General features: G+C 71.6%; 21 protein-coding genes and 1 pseudogene. 11 read left to right on the top strand and 11 right to left on the bottom strand.

What is annotated here, in order from left to right:
* Positions 1-6: 6 nt before the first annotated feature.
* The 5 genes from ACIQVL_RS24165 (at position 7) to ACIQVL_RS24145 (ending at position 5400) form a co-directional block, all read left to right on the top strand.
* Positions 7-1389 carry a ferredoxin reductase family protein gene (locus ACIQVL_RS24165; protein ID WP_294001523.1) on the top strand — a complete coding sequence of 461 codons (1383 nt, stop codon included), beginning with the start codon at positions 7-9 and terminating at the stop codon, positions 1387-1389.
* A gap of 46 nt (positions 1390-1435) precedes the next feature.
* A complete protein-coding gene (locus ACIQVL_RS24160; RefSeq protein ID WP_403429498.1) occupies positions 1436-2239 on the top strand; it encodes an FMN-binding protein in 804 nt (267 codons plus the stop codon).
* A 55-nt stretch (positions 2240-2294) separates the two neighbouring features.
* Positions 2295-3035 carry an FAD:protein FMN transferase gene (locus ACIQVL_RS24155; RefSeq protein ID WP_403429496.1) on the top strand — a complete coding sequence of 247 codons (741 nt, stop codon included), beginning with the start codon at positions 2295-2297 and terminating at the stop codon, positions 3033-3035.
* Between the two features lie 340 nt (positions 3036-3375).
* The gene (locus tag ACIQVL_RS24150; protein ID WP_403476322.1) at positions 3376-3552 is read left to right on the top strand and encodes a hypothetical protein; all 177 of its coding nucleotides are present in this window, start codon (positions 3376-3378) and stop codon (positions 3550-3552) included.
* Positions 3553-3627: 75 nt separating this feature from the next.
* Complete coding sequence (locus ACIQVL_RS24145; protein WP_403429493.1) at positions 3628-5400, top strand: ABC transporter ATP-binding protein; 1773 nt, start codon at positions 3628-3630, stop codon at positions 5398-5400.
* Here the strand turns inward: ACIQVL_RS24145 and ACIQVL_RS24140 are convergent.
* From ACIQVL_RS24140 to argC, 7 genes are all read right to left on the bottom strand, one after another.
* Complete coding sequence (locus ACIQVL_RS24140; RefSeq protein WP_403476321.1) at positions 5395-6150, bottom strand: zf-HC2 domain-containing protein; 756 nt, start codon at positions 6148-6150, stop codon at positions 5395-5397. The two genes, ACIQVL_RS24145 and ACIQVL_RS24140, sit on opposite strands and share 6 nt — an antisense overlap.
* A complete protein-coding gene (locus ACIQVL_RS24135) occupies positions 6140-6727 on the bottom strand; it encodes an RNA polymerase sigma factor (protein ID WP_403429489.1) in 588 nt (195 codons plus the stop codon). Before ACIQVL_RS24135 ends, ACIQVL_RS24140 begins: the two co-directional genes overlap by 11 nt.
* Positions 6728-6917: 190 nt before the next feature.
* Entirely contained in the window at positions 6918-7463 is a 546-nt protein-coding gene (locus ACIQVL_RS24130) for an arginine repressor (RefSeq protein WP_351704256.1), read from the bottom strand.
* Positions 7464-7470: 7 nt separating this feature from the next.
* The gene (locus ACIQVL_RS24125; protein WP_403476320.1) at positions 7471-8667 is read right to left on the bottom strand and encodes an acetylornithine transaminase; all 1197 of its coding nucleotides are present in this window, start codon (positions 8665-8667) and stop codon (positions 7471-7473) included.
* On the bottom strand, positions 8664-9566 hold the full coding sequence (argB, locus tag ACIQVL_RS24120) for an acetylglutamate kinase (RefSeq protein ID WP_403429485.1): 903 nt from the start codon (positions 9564-9566) through the stop codon (positions 8664-8666). The genes ACIQVL_RS24125 and argB overlap by 4 nt, the downstream gene beginning before the upstream one ends.
* Complete coding sequence (argJ, locus tag ACIQVL_RS24115) at positions 9563-10714, bottom strand: bifunctional glutamate N-acetyltransferase/amino-acid acetyltransferase ArgJ (RefSeq protein WP_403429483.1); 1152 nt, start codon at positions 10712-10714, stop codon at positions 9563-9565. Before argJ ends, argB begins: the two co-directional genes overlap by 4 nt.
* Positions 10711-11739 (bottom strand): N-acetyl-gamma-glutamyl-phosphate reductase, encoded by a 1029-nt coding sequence (argC, locus tag ACIQVL_RS24110; RefSeq protein WP_403429482.1) that lies wholly within the window; start codon positions 11737-11739, stop codon positions 10711-10713. The genes argJ and argC overlap by 4 nt, the downstream gene beginning before the upstream one ends.
* A gap of 298 nt (positions 11740-12037) precedes the next feature.
* Between argC and ACIQVL_RS24105 the strand changes: the two genes are divergently transcribed.
* Both ACIQVL_RS24105 and ACIQVL_RS24100 read left to right on the top strand, forming a co-directional pair.
* Positions 12038-12193, top strand: a complete 156-nt coding sequence (locus ACIQVL_RS24105) for a hypothetical protein (RefSeq protein ID WP_403476319.1) — start codon at positions 12038-12040, stop codon at positions 12191-12193.
* A gap of 40 nt (positions 12194-12233) precedes the next feature.
* Positions 12234-12698, top strand: a complete 465-nt coding sequence (locus ACIQVL_RS24100; protein WP_403476318.1) for a DDE-type integrase/transposase/recombinase — start codon at positions 12234-12236, stop codon at positions 12696-12698.
* Positions 12699-12878: 180 nt separating this feature from the next.
* On the opposite strand, the gene ACIQVL_RS24095 is transcribed toward ACIQVL_RS24100, so the two are convergent.
* Positions 12879-14375, bottom strand: coding sequence for an aldehyde dehydrogenase family protein (locus tag ACIQVL_RS24095; RefSeq protein WP_403476317.1), 1497 nt, complete (start codon positions 14373-14375; stop codon positions 12879-12881).
* A gap of 168 nt (positions 14376-14543) precedes the next feature.
* Between ACIQVL_RS24095 and ACIQVL_RS24090 the strand changes: the two genes are divergently transcribed.
* The 4 genes and pseudogenes from ACIQVL_RS24090 (at position 14544) to ACIQVL_RS24075 (ending at position 18316) form a co-directional block, all read left to right on the top strand.
* A complete protein-coding gene (locus tag ACIQVL_RS24090; RefSeq protein ID WP_403429475.1) occupies positions 14544-15452 on the top strand; it encodes an AraC family transcriptional regulator N-terminal domain-containing protein in 909 nt (302 codons plus the stop codon).
* A 316-nt stretch (positions 15453-15768) separates the two neighbouring features.
* Complete coding sequence (locus tag ACIQVL_RS24085; protein WP_403476316.1) at positions 15769-15900, top strand: hypothetical protein; 132 nt, start codon at positions 15769-15771, stop codon at positions 15898-15900.
* Positions 15897-16148, top strand: a pseudogene (locus ACIQVL_RS24080) (IS3 family transposase); the annotation flags it as partial. The gene ACIQVL_RS24085 and the pseudogene ACIQVL_RS24080, both read left to right, overlap by 4 nt.
* A 134-nt stretch (positions 16149-16282) precedes the next feature.
* Positions 16283-18316: a hypothetical protein gene (locus ACIQVL_RS24075; RefSeq protein ID WP_403476315.1), complete on the top strand. Its 2034-nt coding sequence runs from the start codon at positions 16283-16285 to the stop codon at positions 18314-18316.
* Here ACIQVL_RS24075 and ACIQVL_RS24070 read toward each other — a convergent pair.
* Genes ACIQVL_RS24070 through ACIQVL_RS24060 form a run of 3 tightly spaced genes read right to left on the bottom strand, consistent with a single transcriptional unit; the run spans position 18288 to position 22330 of the window.
* Positions 18288-18707, bottom strand: coding sequence for a GtrA family protein (locus tag ACIQVL_RS24070; protein ID WP_403429471.1), 420 nt, complete (start codon positions 18705-18707; stop codon positions 18288-18290). The two genes, ACIQVL_RS24075 and ACIQVL_RS24070, sit on opposite strands and share 29 nt — an antisense overlap.
* Positions 18707-19681 carry a glycosyltransferase family 2 protein gene (locus tag ACIQVL_RS24065; protein ID WP_403429470.1) on the bottom strand — a complete coding sequence of 325 codons (975 nt, stop codon included), beginning with the start codon at positions 19679-19681 and terminating at the stop codon, positions 18707-18709. The genes ACIQVL_RS24070 and ACIQVL_RS24065 overlap by 1 nt, the downstream gene beginning before the upstream one ends.
* 24 nt (positions 19682-19705) lie before the next feature.
* On the bottom strand, positions 19706-22330 hold the full coding sequence (locus ACIQVL_RS24060; protein ID WP_403476314.1) for a YfhO family protein: 2625 nt from the start codon (positions 22328-22330) through the stop codon (positions 19706-19708).
* Positions 22331-22391: the final 61 nt, after the last annotated feature.

Here is a 22391-nt window from a genome sequence, read left to right as displayed (position 1 = left end):
GGAACCGTGACCACCACGCTCGCAGGCGGACGTGCCGCCCGCCGCCAGACGATGCGCCGCATCCGCCCGCGCCGCTCACCGGCCGTACCGCTGCTGCTCGCCGTCTGGGCCGGCGCGGCGGCCGTGCTCTGGCTGTGGTGGCACAACACCCCGTCCATCGCCGACCAGAACGGCAAGATCCTCAACGCGGGCCGGATCACCGGCCTGCTGGCCGGCTATCTGATGGCCCTGGTGGTCCTGCAGATGGCCCGGGTGCCCGCGCTGGAGCGGCGGGTCGGCTCCGACCGCGTCGCCCGCTGGCACGCGATGAGCGGCCGTTACACGCTCTGCCTGGTCTTCGCGCACGTCTTCCTCATCATGTGGGGCTATGCGCTGCAGGCCGGCAAGACGCTGAACGACATCGTCCAGCAGACCATCGACTCCGTGAACCAGCTGCCCGACATGGGCAAGGCGGCCATCGGGACCGGCCTGTTCGTCGTCATCGGCCTGACCTCGATCGGGCCGGTGCGGCGCCGGATGCCGTACGACACCTGGTACCACGTGCACCTGCTGACCTACGCGGCGGTGTTCCTGACGTTCTGGCACCAGATCACCACCGGCAACGACTTCGCCCTCACGCCGATGGCCAAGACCTTCTGGTACGGGCTGTACGGCGCGGTGACCGCGCTGGTGGTCTGGTACCGGATCCTCACCCCGATCCGGCTCAACCTGCGGCACCGGATGCGGGTCGAGGCGGTCATCGAGGAGACGCCGGGCATCGTCTCGGTGCTGATCGGCGGGCGCAAGCTGCACCGGATGGGCGCGGAGGCCGGCCAGTTCTTCCGCTGGCGGTTCATGGCCCCCGGGATGCGGTTCAGCTCGCACCCGTACTCCCTGTCGGCGGCGCCTCGCCCCGACATGTTGCGGATCACCGTCAAGGCGATCGGCGACCACAGCGCGCGGCTGCGCGAACTACGGCCCGGGACCAAGGTGTGGGCCGAAGGGCCGTACGGGGCGATGACCGCGTCCCGGCGCAGCCGCGGCAAGGTCCTGCTGGTGGCGGGCGGCGTCGGGATCACGCCCATGCGGGCGCTGTTCGAGACGCTGCCCGGCGCCGCGGGCGACCTGACCCTGCTCTACCGCGCCAACACCACGCAGGACCTGGCGCTCTGGGACGAGCTGGCGAAGATCGCCAACGAGCGCGGGGCCAGGCTGATGTACGCGGTCAACAGCCCGGAGGGCGAGCGTCCTGACATCTCCGCGGAGAACCTCCAGCGGAAGATCCCGGACATCGTCGACCACGACGTCTTCATGTGCGGCCCGCCCGGGTTCGCTCAGGGCGTGTACGAAGCACTGCGCGGCGCGGGAGTTCCCGCCCGCCGCATCCATCACGAGTCGTTCGAGATGTGAGCGACGGGACCACACGGGAATCCAGGGAATCGGGAGTTCGTAAGCGATGAGGAAGAGTCACCCCATCAGGCGTGTGGTGCTGGCCACCGCGGCGACCGTGTCCGGTGTCGTGCTGCTGCTGTCGCTGAAGCCGTCGTCGGACCCGGCGTCCGCATCGGCGGCGGGCGCGGCCCCGTCGGCCGCGGCGGCCGGGCAGGAGTCGCCGCAGGGCGGCACCGGGGCCGCCGGCACCGCCACGGTGGACGGGGACGCGACCCAGACCCAGTACGGGGTCGTCCAGGTCCGGCTGACCGTCGCAGGCGGCAAGATCACCCAGGCCCAGGCGATCCAGGCGCCCAAGGGCGGCACCAGCGACCAGAAGACCGCACTGTCCGTGCCCCAGCTCAACAAGGAGACGGTGGCGGCGCAGAGCGCGAACATCGACTCCGTCTCCGGGGCCACCTACACCAGTACCGGCTACAAGCAGTCCCTGCAGTCGGCCCTGGACAAGCTGAAGGAAGCGAGCGCGTCGTCCGGCTCGTCCTCCTCCGGCTCGTCCTCCTCCGGCTCGTCCTCCTCCGGGTCCGCGCAGGCGCAGGCCAAGACGGTGACCGGGCAGGTCGCGCAGACCCAGTACGGGCCGGTCCAGGTCCGGATCACCGTCTCCGGCGGGAAGATCACCCAGGCGGAGGCGGTGCAGGCGCCCAAGGGCGGCACCAGCGACCAGAAGACCGCACTGTCCGTGCCCCAGCTCAACAAGGAAGCGGTCGCGGCGCAGAGCGCGAACATCGACTCCGTCTCCGGGGCCACCTACACCAGTACCGGCTACAAGCAGTCCCTGCAGTCGGCGCTGGACCAGGCCGGTGGCTGAGGCGGTGGCCGAGTCCGCGGAAGCTCCCGCCGCGGTACGTCACGCGGAGGAGGTCATGGGGACCGTCTTCTCCTTCGACGTCCGCGGCGGGGATCCGGACGCCGTACGGGCGGCTCTGGACGAGGCGGTCGCCGGGCTGCACCGGGTCGACGAGGTGTTCAGCACCTACCGCGAGGACAGCCAGGTGTCCCGGCTGGCGCGGGAGGAGATCGGCGTCGCCGACTGCGATCCCGAGGTGGCCGAGGTGCTGGAACTGGCGGCCGAGGCGGAGCGGGTGAGCGACGGCTGGTTCAGCACGCGCTACCGGGGGCGGCTCGATCCCACCGGGATCGTGAAGGGCTGGTCCGCCGAGCGGGCGGCGCGGACGCTGGCGCGGGTGGCCGGGGTGCGGGGCGTGAGCGTGAACGGCGGCGGCGACGTCCAGATGTTCGGCGCGCCCGAGCCGACGCGGGCGTGGCGGGTGGGCATCGCCGACCCGTTGCGGCCGGGCGGGCTGGCGGCGGTGATCTCGGCGGCCGGGGTCGACGAACTGGCGGTGGCCACGTCCGGTACGGCGGAGCGCGGCGCCCACATCGTCGATCCGCGGACCGGGAAGTCGGCGGTGACGGACCTGGTGGCGGTGACGGTGGTGGGGCCGCGGCTGACGTGGGTGGACTGCTGGGCGACGGCGGCGTTCGCGATGGGGTCGCGGGCCGGGCTGGCCTGGCTGGAGTCGCTGCCGGACGTGGAGGGGCTGTTGATCACGGCGGGGGACGAGGTGCGGTGCACCGGAGGGCTGGCCGCGCGGCTGGGCTGACGTGAGGGGTGGGGCCGCTCACCGGCGCTTGCCGGGTGCCGCCGCGCCCACCCGTGCCGCCCCGGCGGCACGACTGCCCGCAGCTTGAGAGAAGCGCCGACACAGCGCCCCGCAAGGGGCGCGGGGAACTGCGCGAGCGACCCCCACCGGCCCGCGGCGGACCGACTGCCCGCGGCTGGGTCTTTGTCTTTCAGGGGCGCGGGGAACTGCGCGACCACTGGCCTGCGGACGAAGGACATTCGCACGTCGTCGCGACATTTTTCGGATTTGTGCCGCCGAAGGCCATCCCGATTCCCCTCTCGGCCGTACCCCCTGTGACGCAAGTTTCAGGAGGAACACCATGGCTGTCTTCAGCAACCTCATGCCGTTCAAGAACCGGCACGACCACGACCACGACGACCGTCACGGCCACGGGCACGGCCACGACCGTGACCGCGACCACGGCGACCGGCACGGTCACGGGCACGGGCACGGGCACGACCACGGCGACCGGCACGACCACGGCAACCGCTACTGACCACACCTGAAGGCGGCGCGGACCGGTCACGGGTCAGCCGGTCCGTTCCGCCGGTGCTTTCCAGGAACCCCTCTCATGGCGCAAGTGGTCACGGCCGCTCCCCCGGTTCCCCCGCGCGAGGTCTTCCGGCGGTTCTGGCCGTACACCCGAGGCGGCCGCCGCTGGCTCGTGCCGCTCGTCGTGCTGAGCCTGACCGGCCCGGCCGCCGACGCCGCGGAGCTCTGGCTCTTCAAGTTCGTCGTCGACGACGTGCTCGTGGCCCGGGAGTTGCGCCCCTTCCTGTGGATCGCGCCCGCCTACCTCGGCCTCGTCCTCTGCTCCGGCGTGCTCGGCTTCGCCGACGACGTGACCTCCACCTGGGTCGGCGAGCGCTTCCTGCTCGCCCTGCGCGCCGACGTCTTCCGGCATGTCCAGGGCCTCTCGCTCGGCTTCTTCGAGCGCCGGCGGCTCGGGGACGTGCTGTCGAGGGTGACGGGCGACGTCGACGCCGTGGAGACGTTCCTGCTCTCGGGAGTCGCGGACGCCCTGTACTACGTGATCAGCCTGGGCGTCTACCTCGGCATGCTGGTCTACCTGCGCTGGGACCTGACCCTGCTCGCCCTCGTCGTCGTACCGCTGTTCTGGGGCGCGGCCCGGTACTTCTCGCGGAGGGTGAGGGAGGCCTCGCGGGAGCGCAGGCGGCGCGGCGGGGCGCTCGGCGCGATCGCCGAGGAGTCGCTGGGCAACGTCGTCCTCGTGCAGGCGTACAACCGGCAGGCGTGGGAGGCGCGCCGGTTCGAGCGGGAGAACACCGGCCGGTTCCGGGCGGCGATGGCCTCGGCGCGGCTCCGTGCCGTGTACGCGCCCGCGGTCGAGTTCGTGGAGGTGGCCGGCGGCCTCGCGGTGCTGGCTCTGGGCACCTGGAAGCTGGCCCAGGGGCAGCTGACGCTCGGCGGGCTGCTGGTCTTCCTCGCGCTGATCGGCAGGATGTACAGCCCGGTCCACGGGCTGTCCGGGCTCGGCACCACCTTCTACACGGCCTCCGCCGCCGCGGAGCGGATCATCGAACTGCTCGACGAGCGGCCCCAGGTGACCGAGGCGGCCGGCGCGCGCCGGCTCCGCCGGGCGCGCGGCACGGTGGAGTTCGACGGGGTGTGGTTCCGCTATCCCGGCACGACGGCCTGGGCGCTGTCCGAGGTGTCGTTCCGGGCGGCTCCCGGGGAGACGCTGGCGCTGGTCGGGGCGAGCGGGTCGGGCAAGTCCACGCTCGCGAAGCTGCAGTTGCGGTTCTACGACCCCGACCGGGGCGCGGTCCGTCTCGACGGGACCGATCTGCGCGAGCTCAGCCTGACCGACGTGCGGGAGAACATCGCGGTGGTGCTGCAGGAGACGCTCGTCTTCCACGGCACCGTGCGGGAGAACATCGCCTACGGCCGGCCGTCGGCCACGGAGGCGGAGATCGTCGCGGCGGCGCGGGCCGCGGACGCCCACGAGTTCGTCGAGCGGCTCCCGGACGGCTACGACACGCTCGTCGGACAGCGTGGCCGGACGCTCTCCGGCGGCCAGTGCCGCCGGCTGGCGATCGCCCGCGCGATGATCCGGGACGCCCCGGTGCTCCTGCTGGACGAGCCGACCGCCGGACTGGACGTCCGCTCGGCGCGGCGGGTCATGGAGCCGCTGCGCCGGCTCATGGCCGGGCGGACCACCGTGGTCGTCTCGCACCAGCTGCCGGCCGTCCGCGACGCCACCCGGATCGTGGTCCTCGACCGCGGCCGGGTCGTCGAGGACGGGGCGCCCGCGGATCTCCTCGGGCGGCAGGGGCCGTACGCCCTGCTGCACCGGCTCGGCGAGGGTGCGGTGCTGTCATGACCCCTTCGGGGTCACCACCTTGCCCTTCTGCAGCTGGGCGGTGGCGAGGACGGTGCCGTCGGCGGAGGTGAGGCGGGCGGCGGAGTACCTGGTGAGGTCCACGGGGACCGCCGCGCCCCAGTTGCCGCGTCCGTCCCGCAGGGGGAAGTCGCCGATCCGCGTGGTCGTGCCGTCGGCGCGGGCGAGGAGGCAGGTGACCCTGCCGTCGTAGGAGGTGCCGGGGAGGGCGAGGGAGACGAACATCCAGGCCGGGCTGCCGGGGTGGGCGTAGATCTCGCCGACGGGCTGTCCGCCGCCGGCCGGGATCATGTCCCCGACCAGCACGGGCTCGGACTCGACCGCGGGCGCCGAGGCGGTGACGGCGCCCTCGACGGCGCTGCCGATCGCCCAGCCGGCGAAACCGACCGCGACCGCGGCGGTGGCGGCGACCGCGGCGAGCCGCAGCCGGAGGCGCCGGACGCGGCCGTGCCGGACCTGGGCGGCATGGGCGGGCCGGGTCCCCTCGGCTCCTGTCACCTGCTCGGCCAGGCGGCGCGCCACCCGGGTCTCGAAGCCGGGCGGCGGGTCGCCCTCCGGCAGCAGGCCGATCAACCGGTCACCGATCCCGGTGAGTTGGCGCACGTACTCCCGGCAGTCCGCGCATCCGTCCAGGTGGGCGACCGCCTCGGCCCGCTCGCGGCCGGGCAGGACGCCCAGCGCCAGTTCGGCGCCCACCTCGCGCAGCTTCGCGCAGTGCGCGTCACCGGACATGGTCGCCTCCCTTCGGGGACGCGAGCGCGGTGCGGAGTTTCGCCATCGCGGCTCTGATCCGCGTCTTGGCCGTGCCCAGCGGGATCCGCTCCGCGTCGGCGATCTGCTGGGCCGTCATGCCGTAGATGCCCGCCATCATCAGGGCCCTGGCCTGGTCCCGCGGCAGCCGGGCCAGCGCGGCCCGGAGCTGGGTGGAGGCCTCCTCGGCCAGCGCCCACCGCTCGGGGGTCTCGGTGACGGCGTCGAGGAGGGGGTCGAGGTCCTCGGGTGCCATCGGTTCCGTCCGCCGGGCCCGGACGGCGTCGACGGCGAGGTTGTGGGCGATGGTGGTGAGCCAGGTCCCGACCGAGCCGCGGCGCGAGTCGTAGATCTGGGCATGCCGCCATGCGCGCTCGAACGTCTGCTGGGCGACGTCCTCGGCGAGCTGCTGGTCCCGGGTGACGGCCATCGCGACCCCGAAGACCCGGTGCTGAAACCTCCGTACGAAGACCTCGGCGAGCTCCGGGTCTCCGGTGGCCAGCCCGGACAGCAGAGCCTCGTCCGGGAGACGGCCGACAGGGGACCGGAATCCCGACACACCCTTGTGTACGTTCGACGGCCGCCAGGGGATTGCCCGCCCGCCTGACCGCTCGCCGCGGAAGATCACACGGTCATTGTCCGTCGGCCGGCCGGGCCCCGCACGCGGGTCGGCGGCCACGGCCTGCTCTTCGGCTGCGGGCCCGGTGGGGGCTGGTCGCGCCGTTCCTCGCGCCCCTCACGGGGCTCCGTCAGTGGCCGTTCTGGGCGAGCCGCAGCAGGTGGTCCGCGAGGGCCTGGCCGCCGGTCGGCTCCCTGCTGATCAGCAGCACCGTGTCGTCGCCCGCGATGGTCCCGAGGATGTCGTGCAGCTCGGCCTGGTCGATCGAGGAGGCGAGGAACTGGGCCGCGCCGGGCGGGGTGCGCAGGACGACCAGGTTGGCCGAGGCCTCGGCGGAGATCAGGAGCTCCTGGGAGAGGCGGCGCATCCGCTCCTCCTTCGCCGACTCCCCCAGCGGGGCCCGCGGCGTGCGGAAGCCGCCCTCGCTGGGGACCGCGTAGATCAGCTCGCCGTCGGTGTTGCGGATCTTCACCGCGTTCAGCTCGTCGAGGTCCCGGGAGAGCGTCGCCTGGGTCACCGTCAGCCCGTCGTCGGACAGCAGTTTCGCGAGCTGGCTCTGCGAGCGCACCGGCTGCCGGTTGAGGATGTCCACGATCCGGCGGTGCCGGGCGGTCCGGGTCTGCGGCACCGCGGGCCCCGCCCCGCCCGACTGGTCGAACTCCTGCGCCTGGCTCATCGTCGTCTCATTCTCCGGATCGTCCGTCCCCGCTCGCTGCGTCGAGGATGCCGGGCAGGGCCCGCAGCAGGGCGTCCGCCTCGTCGTCGCGAAGGTTCAGCGGGGGCATCAGCCGTACGACGTCCGGGGCGGGCGCGTTCACCAGGAACCCGGCCTCCTGAGCCGCCTGCTGCACCTGCGCTGCCAGCGGCTCGGTGAGCACGATACCCAGGAGGAGGCCCGCGCCCCGGACATAATCGATCAACCGGTGGCCCAGACCCTCGATTCCGTCCCGCAACCTCCCGCTCTGCCGCTTGACGTTCTCCAGCAACCCCTCGTTCTCGATGGTGTCGAGGACGGCGAGGCCGGCGGCGCAGGCGACCGGGTTGCCGCCGAAGGTGGTGCCGTGGTGGCCGGGCTGGAGGAGTTCGGCGGCGCGCCCGAAGGCCACGGTCGCGCCGAGCGGTAGCCCGCCGCCGAGCTGTTTGGCGAGGGTGACGACGTCGGGCAGCACGCCCTCGTGGGCCTGGTACTCGAACCAGGTGCCGGTGCGGCCGATGCCGGTCTGCACCTCGTCGAGAACGAGCAGCGCGCCGGTGGCGGCGGTGATCGCGCGGGCCGCCTTGAGGTAGCCGGGCGGCGGCACGACCACGCCGTTCTCGCCCTGGACGGGCTCGATGATCACCAGCGCGGTCTCCTCGGTGACCGCGGCGGCCAGGGCCTGCGCGTCGCCGTAGGGGACGTGGGTGACGTCGGCGGGCAGCGGGCGGAACGGGTCCTGCTTGCCGGGCTGTCCGGTGAGTGCGAGGGCGCCCATCGTGCGGCCGTGGAAGCCGCCGTCGGTGGCGACCATGTGGGTCCGCCCGGTCAGCCGGCCGATCTTGAAGGCGGCTTCGTTGGCCTCGGCGCCGGAGTTGCAGAAGAAGACCCGGCCCTCCCGGCCGAAGAGCTGGATCAGCCGCTCGGCGAGGGCGACGGTGGGCTCGGCCATGAAGAAGTTGGAGATGTGGCCGAGGGCGGCGATCTGCCGGGTCACGGCCTCGATGATCGCGGGGTGGGCGTGGCCGAGCGCGTTGGTCGCGATACCGCCGACCAGGTCGAAGTACGGGCGGTCCTCGGCGTCCCAGACCTTGACCCCCTCGCCGCGGACGAGGGGCAGTCGCGGGGTGCCGTAGTTGTTCATGAGCGCGCCCTGCCAGCGCGTGGTCAGTTCCTGGTTGCTCATGACTCCCCCTCCTGGTCCGGCACGACCATCGTGCCGATGCCTTCGTCCGTGAAGATCTCCAGCAGGATCGAGTGCTGGACCCGGCCGTCGATGACGCGGGCGGTGGTGACGCCGTTGCGTACGGCGTGCAGGCAGCCCTCCATCTTCGGCACCATGCCGGAGCTGAGTTCCGGCAGCAGCTTCTCCAGTTGGGAAGCGGTGAGGCGGCTGATCACCTCGTCGGAGTTCGGCCAGTCCTCGTAGAGGCCCTCCACGTCGGTGAGGACCATGAGGGTTTCGGCGCCCAGAGCAGCAGCGAGTGCCGCAGCCGCCGTATCAGCATTGACGTTGTAGACATGTCCGTCGTCCTGGGAGCGGGCGATCGAGGAGACGACCGGGATGCGGCCGTCGGCGAGCAGGGCCTCGATCGCGCCCGTGTCGATCGAGGTGATCTCGCCGACCCGCCCGATGTCGACGAGCTCGCCGTCGATCTCGGGCCGGTGCTTGGTTGCGGTGATGGTGTGGGCGTCCTCGCCGGTCAGTCCGACGGCGAGCGGCCCGTGCTGGTTGAGCAGGTTGACCAGCTCGCGCTGGACCTGCCCGGCGAGCACCATCCGTACGACGTCCATGGCGTCCTCGGTGGTGACCCTGAGGCCGGCCTTGAACTCGCTGACGATGCCGTGCCTGTCGAGGGCGGCGCTGATCTGCGGGCCGCCGCCGTGCACGACGACCGGCTTGAGGCCGGCGTGGTGCAGGAAGACGACGTCCTGGGCGAAGGCGGCCTTCAGGTCCTCGTCGATCATGGCGTTGCCGCCGAACTTGATCACGACGGTCCTGCCGTTGTGACGGACCAGCCAGGGCAGCGCCTCGATGAGGGTCTGCGCCTTGGGCAGCGCGGTGTGCTTGCGCGTGGTGCTCATGACGAGTACGCGCTGTTCTCGTGGACGTAGTCCGCGGTCAGGTCGTTGGTCCAGATGGTGGCGGTCTCGGCGCCCGCGGCGAGATCGGCGACGATGTGCACCTCGCGGTAGCGCATGTCGACCTTCTCGCGGTCCTCGCCGACCCCGCCGTTCTTGCAGACCCAGACGCCGTTGATCGCGACGTTCAGCCGGTCCGGTTCGAAGTCGGCCTTCGTCGTGCCGATGGCGGAGAGGACGCGGCCCCAGTTGGGGTCCTCGCCGTGGATGGCGCACTTGAGGAGGTTGTTGCGGGCGATGGAGCGGCCCACCTCGACGGCGTCGTCCTCGGAGGCGGCGTTGACCACCTCCACCCTGATGTCCTTGCTGGCGCCCTCGGCGTCCCGGATCAGCTGCTGGCCGAGGTCGTCGCAGACGGCGCGGACGGCCTCGGCGAACTCCGCGTGCTCCGGGGTGGTCCCGGAGGCGCCGGAGGCGAGCAGCAGGACGGTGTCGTTGGTGGACATGCAGCCGTCGGAGTCGACGCGGTCGAAGGTGGTGCGGGTCGCGGCGCGGAGCGCCCTGTCGAGCGCCTCGCTCTCGACGACCGCGTCCGTGGTGAGGACCACCAGCATGGTGGCGAGGCCGGGGGCGAGCATGCCGGCGCCCTTCGCCATGCCGCCGACGGTCCAGCCTTCCCTGGTGACCACGGACGTCTTGTGCACGGTGTCGGTGGTCTTGATGGCGATGGCGGCCTTCTCGCCGCCGTGCTCGCTCAGGGCTGCGGCCGCGGTCTCGACCCCCGGCAGCAGCTTGTCCATGGGCAGGAGCACGCCGATCAGGCCGGTCGAGCAGACCGCGACCTCGATGGCACCGAGCCCCAGCACCTCGGCGGCCTTCTCGGCGGTCGCGTGGGTGTCCTGGAAGCCCTTGTGACCGGTACAGGCGTTGGCGCCGCCGGAGTTGAGGACGACTGCCGAGACCTGGCCGCTCTTGAGGACCTGCTCGGACCACAGCACCGGCGCGGCCTTCACGCGGTTGGAGGTGAAGACGCCCGCGGCGGCCCGGCGGGGCCCGGTGTTGACCACGAGGGCCAGGTCCGGGTTGCCGCTCTCCTTGATCCCGGCGGCGATGCCCGCGGCCGTGAATCCCTTCGCTGCCGTCACGCTCACGGCGCAACTCCGATCGTGGTCAGCCCGGTGGTCTCGGCGAGACCCAGGGCGAGGTTCATGCTCTGGACGGCACCGCCGGCGGTGCCCTTGGTCAGGTTGTCGATGGCGCTGATCGCGATGATGCGGCCCACCGCCTCGTCGTATGCGACCTGCACCTGAACGGCGTTGGAACCGTGGACGGACGCCGTGGCGGGCCACCGGCCCTCGGGGAGCAGGTGGACGAAGGGCTCGTCGGCGTAGGCCTTCTCGTAGACGGCGCGCACGGACTCGCCCGTCACCCCGGCCACGGCCCTGGCGCTGCAGGTGGCGAGGATGCCCCGGGGCATCGGCGCCAGCGTGGGCGTGAAGGAGACGGCGACCCGCTCCCCCGCCACCGCGCTCAGGTTCTGGATCATCTCGGGGGTGTGCCGGTGGCCGCCGCCGACGCCGTACGGCGACATGGAGCCCATGACCTCGCTGCCCAGCAGGTGCGGCTTGGGCGCCTTGCCCGCGCCGGAGGTGCCGGAGGCGGCGACGATCAGCGCCTCGGGCTCGGCGATCCTGGCGGCGTAGGCCGGGTACAGGGCGAGGGAGACGGCGGTGGGGTAGCAACCGGGTACCGCGATGCGCTTGGACCCCTCCAGCGCGGCGCGGGCACCCGGCAGTTCGGGGAGGCCGTAGGGCCAGGTACCGGCGTGCGGGGAGCCGTAGAAGCGCTCCCAGTCGGCCGGGTCGGCCAGCCGGAAGTCGGCGCCCATGTCGACGACGAGGACGTCCGGGCCGAGCTGCTCCGCGACGGCGGCGGACTGCCCGTGCGGGAGCGCGAGGAAGACGACGTCGTGCCCGGCGAGGGCCTCGGGGGTCGTCTCCGCCAGCACCCGGTCGGCCAGCGGGAGCAGATGCGGCTGGAGCGCGCCCAGACGCTGGCCCGCGTTGGAGTTGCCGGTCAGGGTGCCGATCTCGACCTCGGGGTGCGCGAGGAGCAGCCGCAGGACCTCTCCGCCCGCGTACCCGCTCGCTCCGGCCACCGCCGCACGTACCGCCATGTCCATCCTCCTCCAGATGGCATGACTATACGATCCCATGCACTTTTATGCAATGCGTTCGGAGGCAGCGGCGGCTCCCCCTGCGACCGAGAATTTTAGCTGGCACATGGAGCAGGCTGGTTGGCAAATCTTGATCCCGTCACGCTGTGTTGCGGGCGGTTCACAAGAAACGCCCCAGTCCTTGTCACGGCCTACGGCGGGGACGCCGGACGGCGGCTGCGGGCTCTGGCCTCGGACCGTCCGCCGCGGTATCGGCGGGCGCCGAAGGGCTCGGCGGTGGAGGTGGTGGAGCCGGGCCGTGCGGGAGCTGCTGAAACAGACCCCGACGATGCCCGTCACGGTGATCGCGGAGCGGATCGGCTGGGAACGGGGGCTGACGATCCTGCGGGAGCGGGTGCGTGAGCTGCGGCCCGCTCATCTGCCGGTGGACCCCTGTCTCGCGGACGGTCAATGAGCCGGGTGAACTCGACCAGTGCGACCTGTGGTTCCCGCCCGTGGACATCCCGCTCGGTTACGGCCAGGGCGGGCGGCCGCCGGTGCTGGTCATCGTGTCCGGTTACTCACGGGTGATTACGGCTCGGATGCTGCCATCACGGCAGACGGGCGATCTGATCGACGCCCACTGGCGACTGCTGACCGCCTGGGGAGCCGTGCCGAAGACGCTGGTCTGGGACAACGAAGCCGGAGTCGGCAAGGGACGCCTGACCAGCGAGTTCGCCGCGTTCGCGGGCCTGCTCGCCATCCGGGTGCAGCTCTGCCGGCCCCGGGACCCGGAAGCGAAGGGCCTGGCCGAGCGCGCGAACGGCCACCGGGGGACCGGCTTCCCGCCCGGCCGTCTGTTCACCGGACCGGACGACTTCAACGCCCGGCTGACCGCCTGGCTGCAGATCGCCAACCAGCGGTCGAGCACGAACAGCAGCTGTGCGACGGCGGCGAAGGCCATCAGCAGTCATCGGTGATCGCGCGACGGCCCCGTCGGCGGGGGCGAGGTCACGGTTTTCCTTCGTTGGACAAGGCAGGGCGGAATGGCGAGGCAGGGGCGGGCGGTGCCCCGCCGACGGCGGCCTGGAGCAGGAAACGTGGAGTGCGTTGCTGTCGGGTGGCCGGGGCCGGCGGGGCCGTCCGGGGAGCGGGCGAAGTCAGGCGGTCTGCAGGTAGACGGCCTTGGTCTCCAGATAGGCCTCGATCGACTCGCGGCCGTTCTCCCGTCCGTAACCGGACGTCTTGTAGCCGCCGAACGGGAGAGCGGGGTCGGTGGCGCTGTAGTTGTTGACGAACACCATGCCGGCGCGCAGGCCGCGTGCGACGGTGTGGGCGCGGCCGACGTCCCGGGTCCAGACGCCGCTCGCCAGCCCGTACGGGGTGTCGTTGGCGCGCTTGATCACGTCGTCGATGTCGTCGAACGGGAGGGCCGACAGGACCGGGCCGAAGATCTCCTCGCGGACGATCCTCATATCGTCGGTGACGCCGGTGAAGAGGGTCGGCGGGACGAAGAAGCCGTCGGCCAGTGCTCCGTCGGTGGCCCGGGCGCCGCCGCTGCGGGCAACGGCTCCTTGGGCCGCGCCGTCTTCGAGGTAGAACGACACGCGGTCCAGCTGCTCGCGCGAGACCAGCGGCCCGAGGTCGGTCGTGGCGTCGAGCGGGTCACCCAGACGAAGCGACCGGCCGATTTCCGCCACCTTCTCGGTGAACTCGTCGTAGATGCCGCGTTCGACATACAGGCGGGTACCCGCGGAGCAGATCTGACCGGACAGCGAGAACGCGCCCATCGCCGCGGAGCCTGCGGCGGCGTCGAGGTCGGCGTCGGCGAAGACGATGTGCGGCGACTTACCGCCGAGTTCGAGGGTCAGTCGCTTCACGGTGCCGGCAGACGCCTGGATGATGCGCTGCCCGGTGGCGGTGCTGCCGGTGAAAGCGATCTTGTCGACGTCGTGATGTTCGACGAGGGCTGCACCGGCTTCGCCGAGCCCGGTGACGATGTTCACCACGCCGGGAGGGAATCCGGCCTCCTGGAACAGCTGCCCCAGCAGCAGCGGTGTCAGCGACGCCTGCTCGGCCGGCTTGAGCACGACAGTGCAGCCGGCGGCAAGCGCCGGCGCCAGCTTCCAGGACGCTGCGAACAGTGGGCCGTTCCAGGGGATGATGGCTCCGACGACTCCGACCGGCTCCTTGAGGGTGTAGGTGAACATCGAGGCCGGCAGCGAACTCTCCACGGTGTCTCCGTGGATGTCGAGCGCCATCGAGGCCGCGTACCGGAAAGTGTTGACGGCCGTCGCCGCCATCCAGCGGGCAACGTTGAGCGGGACGCCCATGTCGACGGCGTCGATCGTCGCGAACTCCTCGGACCGTGCCTCGATCAGGTCGGCCAGACAGTTCAGCACGCGGGCGCGGTCACGGGGGCGGAAACCACCCCAGGCGCCCTCGAACGCGCGGCGAGCCGCGGCAACCGCCAGACCGATGTCCGCAGCAGCGCCACGGGCCAGCTCGGGCAGCGGCCGGCCGGTGGTCGGATCGACCGATGCCACGGTTTCGCCCGACTGTGCGTCGACCCACTGGCCGTCGATCAGCAGTTGCTTTGCGGGGCCGGCGGCGAACTCCGGGACGGTGCGCTCGTCGGGTCGGATGAGTTGGGTCATGGCCTGCTCCTAGAGGTTGTGCCTTCCTCCTCGACGCTAGGTTCGGAGCGGTCGTCACCTGTAGAGAGATCCTCCGCGATTATTGCCTGAACTTCCGAGGACCGTCTGGATGGGTGAGTTACCTTGGAGCGAATCGCCCCAGTCGGAGCCGGTGAAGGGTCGAGGGCCATGCTGGAGGACTTGCGTTCCGAGCTGGAAAAGCGCTGCGTCGAGGACGGTCTGCTCCAGACCGCCGATCCCGCACTGAGCCTGTTCCGGAGCTGGACCTACCGCGATCCGATAGTGAAGCCAGAAGGACGGTGGCTCGACGAGCCCGCCCTGTGCGTCGTGGTCTGCGGACTCAAGCGAGCGACCATCGGAACACGGCGGGTCGTCTTCGCGCCCGGAACCGCCACGCTGGCATGCCTTGAGCTCCCGGTTACCGACGCGGTGATCGAGCCGAGCGAGACCGATCCGTTCCTGGGCCTGAGACTCACGCTCGACCCGGCCGTGCTGGCTGAGCTCTTGCTCGATCTGCCGCCCATCGTCTCCGCTGGGGTCCCCGAGCTCGGGCTGACCGCAGCGCCGCTCGCGCCCGAGCTGCTCGACCCGCTCGTCCGCCTGATCCTTCACCTCGACGACCCGCACGAACTGGCCGCACTCGGTGCGGCTACACGGCGCGAGATCTCCTACCGACTTCTGCGCGGACCGCACGGCAGCCTCCTGCGCCAGATCGCCACCCAGGACAGCCGACTGTCGCAGATCAAGCATGCCGTCGAATTGATCCGCGCCAACTTCGCCAAACCGCTGCGCATGTCGGCCCTCGCCGATTCCGCTTCCATGAGCCTGTCGTCGTTCTACGAGCACTTCAAACAGGTCACGGCGATGAGCCCGCTGCAGTTCCAGAAGCAACTGCGCTTGAACGAAGCACGGAAACTGATCCTGGACGGCACCGCCGACGCCACCACCGCGAGCTTCGCGGTGGGCTATGAGAGCCCATCCCAGTTCAACCGCGAGTACAAGCGCCTGTTCGGCGCCCCGCCCATCCGCGACGTGGCAAGGCTTCGCGAAGTGTCGACGACCAGCGTGCCAGGCTGACCTGCGACAGCTCTTGGCCTTCGGAGACAAGGGGATCCTGGACATCACCGAGGGCATGGTGAGCGCCTGGGGGAAGGGGCCTTGACCCTTGATCCTGGACACACGAGACACTGGATCCCGACGATCCGAGAACGGCCATCTCGTGGTCATGAAGAACTGTCCGCCGCAGTTCAAGGCGGACGCGGTCGCGCTGTGACAGTCGCGGCCCGAGGCTACGATCCGGCAGGTGGCTGCCGATCTGGGAATCAACGCTGAGACGTTGCGGAACCGGGTCCGGGCAGTCGGCGCGAGCCGTCCGCGGGGACGCCGGACGGAAGTGCCGACCGAGTCGCCGACACCGTCGGAGGCGGAGAACGCCGCTCTGCGCAAGAAGGTCCGCGAGTTGGAGGAGGAACGCGAGATCCTGCGCAAGGCGGCGAAGTATCTCGCCGGGGAGGCGCGCTGGTGAACCGCTTCCAGTTCGTTGCCGACCACTACCGCCGCTACGGCGTGAAGCGGCTGTGCACCATCTGCAACGTCGCCCGCTCCAGCTTCTGTTACTGGCGTCGGACGGCCTCGGACCGGGCTGCCCGGCAGGTCGCCGACACCCGCCTCGCCGCCCGGATACGGGCCGTGCACCACGAGTCGGACGGCACCTACGGCGTCCCCAGGATCACCGCCGAACTCCGCGAGAGGGGCGAGCGGTTCAACCACCATCGGATCGTGCGGTCACACCACAGCCGACGGCACCCTGATCATGCCCATGAGACGGCAACAGAGAACGTCCTCGATGACAGGATGTCCGGCGGGGAGCCGGCTTGCCGGGATCACGGGGACGGGGAGTGGCGGACGTGGCGGACATGGCAGTGGGGACGCTGGACGATGTGCCGTGGGAGCGGCTGGAGTCGGCCTACGGGGACGGCCTCACCGCGGAGATGCGACGCGCACTGCGGCACCTGCTGGACAAGGGCGCAGCGGCGACGGAGCAGGACTGCGACCCCCTGTGGGAGCACATCGCGCCACGCCACGGGCCCCTGACCGCCTCCTCGACCGCTGCCCTGCCGTTCATCGTCGCCCTGGCCGGCGATCCCGGGACGGGTGCCCGGAACTGGCTCGTGCAGTTGCTGGTGTACCTGTCCGGGACGGCGGCCGCGCCCGAACCGGACGGGGCGGCCCGCGAGTGGCACGACATGTGGCGGCGCCTGCGTCCGGCGTTGCGGAAACTGCTCGCGGACCCCGATCCCGCGGTGCGGAGGGAGGCACTGCCCCTCGCGGACGGGGTCGATGTGCTGCTGGAGCGGTGGGATGCCGAGACGGACCTGGCCGTACGGCTGCCCATGCTGCTCGCGCTGGGCACCGCCGCCCGGGACTCCGCCGACGCCGGGGTCGTGAGCCGGGTGCTTTCCGTGGTGCAGGACGCCCTGCGGGCCGGTCCCGCCGTCATGCGGGTCGCGGCCGTGATCGCCTGGAGCGCCTTCGACGGCCAGGCGCCGGTCCGGGAGTCGGACCTCCTGGTGGAGATCCTCTCCGACCCGACCGTGCGTCCCCGGTTCGAGGACATCTGGTACGTGCCGGACGTCGACGACGCCTTCAGTCGCGCGGTTGTGGCCTCCTGGGCGGCCGGCCTGTTCGAGGACGCGCCGGCGGCCGCGCTCCGCTTCCTCGTCCGGCTCGTCGGCGCGGCACGCCGGACGGGCGACGCGACGCTGTGCGCAGCGGCGCTGGACGAGGCGTGGCGGCTGCTGGTGGTCCGGCCGTCCGCGGCGCCCGTGCTGCTGCCTCTCGCGGGCGAGCTGCTCGCCGACCCGGACTCCGGGGTCCGGTACCGGGCGGCCCACCTGCTCGCGGTCCTGGGGGCACAGGCGGCCCCCTACGCCGACGGGCTGGCCTCACTCCTGGACGACCCCGGCGAGGCCGAGGATCTGGAGGGCACGGTCGGCGACCACGCCCGCTGGGCGCTGACGCGCATCGGGGATCCGCGCGCCATGCCGGGGCTGGTCGAGCGGCTTTACGAGCCCTACCGGGGTCAGTACTCCCGCTCGTACACCATGGGCGATCCACGCCTTCCGGAGGTCGAGGAGGTGCTGGCTCCACTGCGGGCACACGCGCAGAGCCTGCTGCCCGCGCTGCGCGCACTGCTGCGCGAGGACGGCGCGGGCGGCCCGCTCACCGGCGCCTTCCTCAAGGTCCTGACGGCCTGGGGACCGGCCGCGGCACCCGCCCTGCCGGAGCTGGTGGCGCTCCTGGACAGCGCCCGGCACTCCTGGAGCGCGGTCGACGCCCTGGTGGCGATGGGGCCGGCGGCGGCGTCCGCCGAGGGCGCCGTGCGCGGCTGCACGGTCCTCGACCATCCGGCCGGCCGTCAGAGGATGGCGTGGGGGGCCTGGCGCCTCGGCGGCGACCGTGACCGGGCGTTGCGACTCGTCGGCGAGGAGGTGCTGTCCGGGGAACGGCCTGGCGGCGCCGTGCGCCTCCTGGGCGACTTCGGCCCCGCGGCCCTGCCGTATGCCGACCGGGTACGGCAGGTCATGGACGAAGGCGGTACCTGGTACGACGTGACCGTGGCGGCGGTCGCCCTGTGGTCGATCACCGGCGAGACGGAGCCGAGCCTGTCCGCCCTGGAGAAGTACGTCCTGCCGGTCCCCGACGGCGACGGCCCCTTCGGCGCCTTCCTCGAAGCGCTGCGCGCCCTCGCCCGGATCGGCGCGGTCTCCCCTGCCGTGCGGGCCGCCCTGCGCGCCGTGCGGGGTTCGGACCGGCGCCTGTCGCCGTACCGGGACTACCGCGCGTTCCTGGAGGACGAGGAGATCCGGTCCGCGATCGACGAGGTCCTCGCCCTGGGAGAAGGAGTCGTGGCTACGCCGCCTCCACCTTCGGCAGCATGACCCACCGCGACACCACGAACGTCACCGGAATCGCCGCCGCCGACGCCATCAGCGGAGCGAACTTGCTTCCCGCGTGCAGCACGTCGACGATCACGTACACCCCCACGGTGGTGATCACGAAATTCGTGGCGTTGGTCAGCGGGAACAGCAGGAATTTCCGCCAGGTGGGACGCGTCCGGTAAGTGAACCTGGCATTGAGAAAAAAGGAGCCGATCATGCTCAGGAAAAACGCGATGATGTGCGCGGCCAGGTACGGCAAATACCTCAGAAAAAGCAGGTAAAGGCCGTAGTACGTCGCGGTGTTGACGACGCCGACCACCGCGAAGGTGATGATCTGTCCGGATATCGGGCGAGCCGGTCCGGTGGCGGTCGACAGGGTGGCGTTCGGCATCAGGGGATGAGGTCCTTCGTCGTGCCGCGGCTGCGGTCTTCCGTTCGGTCCACGTTCGTCGCCTTCACCAGGAAGTGCGGGCGCCCCTTGGCCTCGTAGTAGATCCGGCCGGTGTACTCGCCGATGACCCCGAGCATGATCATCTGTACGCCGGCCAGGGCGGTGACGGCTGTAATGATGGTGACATAGCCGGGCGTCTGCACACCGTTGATCATCGCGCCGCCCACGATCCACGCCGTGTACGCGCCGGCCAGGGCCAGCAGGGTCAGGCCGAGGTAGAGCGCGGCGCGCAACGGGCGGTTGTTGAAGGAGAGCAGCCCGTCGAGGCCGTAGTTGAGCAGGCTGCGGAACGACCAGGAGCTGCTGCCGTGTTCGCGCACCGCGTTCTCGTACTCGAAGGTGGTGCTGGGGAAGCCGACCCAGGCGAACAGGCCCTTGGAGAACCGGTTGTACTCGGTGAGACTCACGATCGCGTCCACCACCCGGCGCGACATCAGCCGGAAGTCGCCCACACCGTCGACGAGTTCGACGTCGACCATCCGGTTGATGAGCCGGTAGTAGAGGCGGGCGGTGAGGGTGCGGGTCAAGCGGTCGCCCTGCCGGGTGCGCTTGGCGATGACCTGGTCGTAGCCCTCGCCGCGCAGTTCGACCATGCGCTTGATCAGCGCGGGCGGGTGCTGCAGGTCGGCGTCCATGACGATCACGGCGTCGCCGGTGGCGTGCTTCAGGCCGGCCAGCAGGGCCGCCTCCTTGCCGAAGTTGCGGCTGAAGGAGACGTACCGGACGCGCGAGTCGCCGTCGGCGATCTTGCTGAGGAGGGGCAGGGTGCGGTCGCGGCTGCCGTCGTCGACGTACACGAACTCCATGTCGTGGCCGAGCGGCAGCAGTTCGTTGGCGATCTTCTGGACCTGCTCGTGGAAGCGTTCTATGACGTCTTCCTCGTTGTAACAGGGCGCGACGATCGATATCAGCATGGGTTTCTTCCCCCTGGGGACGGGTCAGTGAGCGGTGGTCGTGCGCTCGCCGGGACGGGTGGCGGTTCTGCGGCGCACGGCCGAGACGGTGCCGATGAGGATCAGGGTCAGCAGCGAGGCGCCGCCGACGGCGGTGCCCAGGCGCAGGCCGGGCGGATGGAAGGTACAGGTCAGGCTGGTGGCGGAGGAGCCGAGCGGGACGGCGATCAGGCCGTAGAACTCGCCCGCCGCGACCTCGTCGCCGCCCGCGGAGCAGCGCCAGCCGGCGATCCGCGGGGCGGCCACCACGGCGGTTCCCGTGCTGCCCGCGGGCAGTCGGGCGTGCAGGGTGCCGTCGGCGACGGTCACCTTGGTCGCGCCGGTGGACTTCAGGTGCTGTACGGCGGTGCGCAGCTTCGCGGTGTCGAGGCAGCCCACCGCGCCCTGGCCCGGGACGCGGCTGAGCCGGTTGGGCTTCAGGTCGATCCGGACCTGCCCCGCGGCGCGTACCGTGCCGAGCGGCTGCATCGCGGCGATCTTCGCGTTCTCGGCGTCGGACCGGAACAGCTTCTGCTCGCCGCCGTCGGCGAGCCGGGCGGTGCCGGAGTAGTGCGGTGCCCACAGGAAGACCGAACTCCCGGGCCGGCAGCGGGCGGTGATCGTCTGTGCTCCGTCGACCAGCAGGCCCCGCGCCGCGTCGCCCTGCCGTGCACCGCTCAAGGCGGTGCGCGGCAGGGTGTAGACGCGGGCACCGAGCAGGAGTTCCTGGTTGCGGTAGGGGGACGGGCCGAAGGCGGCCGGGGTGGAGTGCGCGGCGGCGGGCCGCACCGTCACCAGCGGCGGGACGTCCTCGCGGGTCACGGTGGAGGGGCCGCCACCCTGGGGCAGCCACTTCTGGTGCGGGTCGGGCGGGTTGTGCACCCGGGCGCCCACCGAGAAGACCGCGTCGGTGACCGGGTTGTCGAGGCTCTGCAGGCTGCGGCCGCGCGAGGTCCAGCCGTCGCCGAGCGCGGTGAGGGTACGGCTGAGGACGTCGGCGGTGAGGCTGCTGTAGTACTGGGAGCCCTGGCCGCCGACCATCATGGGGTCGTTGGCGACGGTCTGGTTGCGGCCGGGTTCGGTGCGGTACGCGGGCCAGGCGTCGGCGCTCGCGACCGCGTCCGCCTCCTTCTGCTGGCGGTCGCCCCAGGGCGCGTAGTCGTCCATGTTGCCGAGCCGCATCCGGCTGGCCACGGCCGAGGTGGCGGCGGCCTCGCCGAACTGGGCGCCGATCAGCAGCGCCACGGCCAGCCCGGCCAGCACCGGTCTGCCGCGCCTGAGGCTCAGCAGCGTGAGCCCGCCGAGCGTGCCCGCGACCGCGAGCAGCACCACCGGCCAGGTGTGGTGACCGTGCTGCCGGGTGAGGGCGCTGCGGCTCGCGGCGGCGGCGACCAGGACCAGCAGGACGGCGGCCGCGCCGAGTGCCCGCCGGTCGGGCAGCCCGTAGGCCAGTGCGTGCCAGGCGGCGATGACCAGCAGGGCACAGAGCACGAAGGCCTGCCGGTAGGAACTGCCGTTCGGGACGGCGAAGGCGTGCCAGGCCAGGCTGGTCGGCGCCCACTGCAGGGAGAGGGCGACCGCGAGCACCAGGACCGTCCAGCCGGCCCGCACCCGGACCGGGACCTTCCGGTGGAAGGGCAGCGCGAGGGCGAGCACCAGCGCGGTGACGCCGACGTAGAGGGCCGGGGAGCCGTAGCTGTAGGTCGTCGGCAGCAGCCGGGCGAGCAGGTCCTTGGTGCCGACCGGAGCGAAGTGGCCCTCGCGGCCCGGGTAGGCGTGCTTGGTGCCGGAGTACACGACGATCACCAGCGGTGCGGCCAGACCGACGCCCAGCCCGACGGTGGCGGCGGCCCTGCCCACCACCGCGAGGGCGCGCCGCCACGGCAGTTCGGCGAGCACCAGCCGGAGCAGCAGCACCAGGGCGGCGCCGAAAGTGGCCATGTAGGCGGTGTAGAAGTTGGCGGTCCAGGCGAGCGCCACGATCAGCACGCCGAGCAGCGGGCGCCGGCCGGCCGTGGCCCACTCGCCGACCAGGCAGAGCAGCGGCAGCGCGATCAGGCCGTCGAGCCACATCGGGTTGTAGGAGGCGAGGGCGAGGCTCCAGCCGCACAGGGCGTAGGAGGCGCCCAGGACGCCGGCCGCCCACCAGCGGCCGCGGCGCAGGCTCATCAGCAGCCAGGCCATGGCGGCGCCGGCGACCGCCGTCTTCAGCACGGTGACCGTGTACACCGCGAGGTCGATCTCGTCGCGCGGGAAGAGCGCGACGAGGAGCGCGAACGGGCTGCTCACGTAGGTGCCGAGGTCCGGCAGGAAGCTGGAGCCGTAGCCGGACTGCCAGTTGACGAGGAGGCCGCCGTCGGCCCTGCCGTGCAGCAGGTCCCAGAGGTGGGCGTGGAAGGGCACGTACTGGTTGCCGAGGTCGTTGACACTGCGGGTGCGGGGCCCGAACGGATAGCTGCGGGCGATCATGTCGGCGGCACAGAACGCCACGGTGGTGAGAAGTGCCGCGAGCAGCGCGGCGGTTGCTCCCGGATCGGCTCTTCGCCATTTCACCGGACCGTTTTCCCGTTCCTCCTCGCCCCCTGCCGGTTTCGCCCCCTGTTCACGTCCGGCCAGGACGGTGCGATTCATTGTGTGCGGCCCCCAGATAAAAAACGGGGTCGTCACTCCCCGCAGGTCGGTGTTTCGCCGA

Source organism: Streptomyces sp. NPDC090499, assembly GCF_044769305.1.
In the GTDB taxonomy this organism is placed as follows: domain Bacteria; phylum Actinomycetota; class Actinomycetes; order Streptomycetales; family Streptomycetaceae; genus Streptomyces.
The sequence above is the reverse complement of the archived record's forward strand: the minus strand, read 5'-3'. Positions and strand labels throughout refer to the sequence as shown.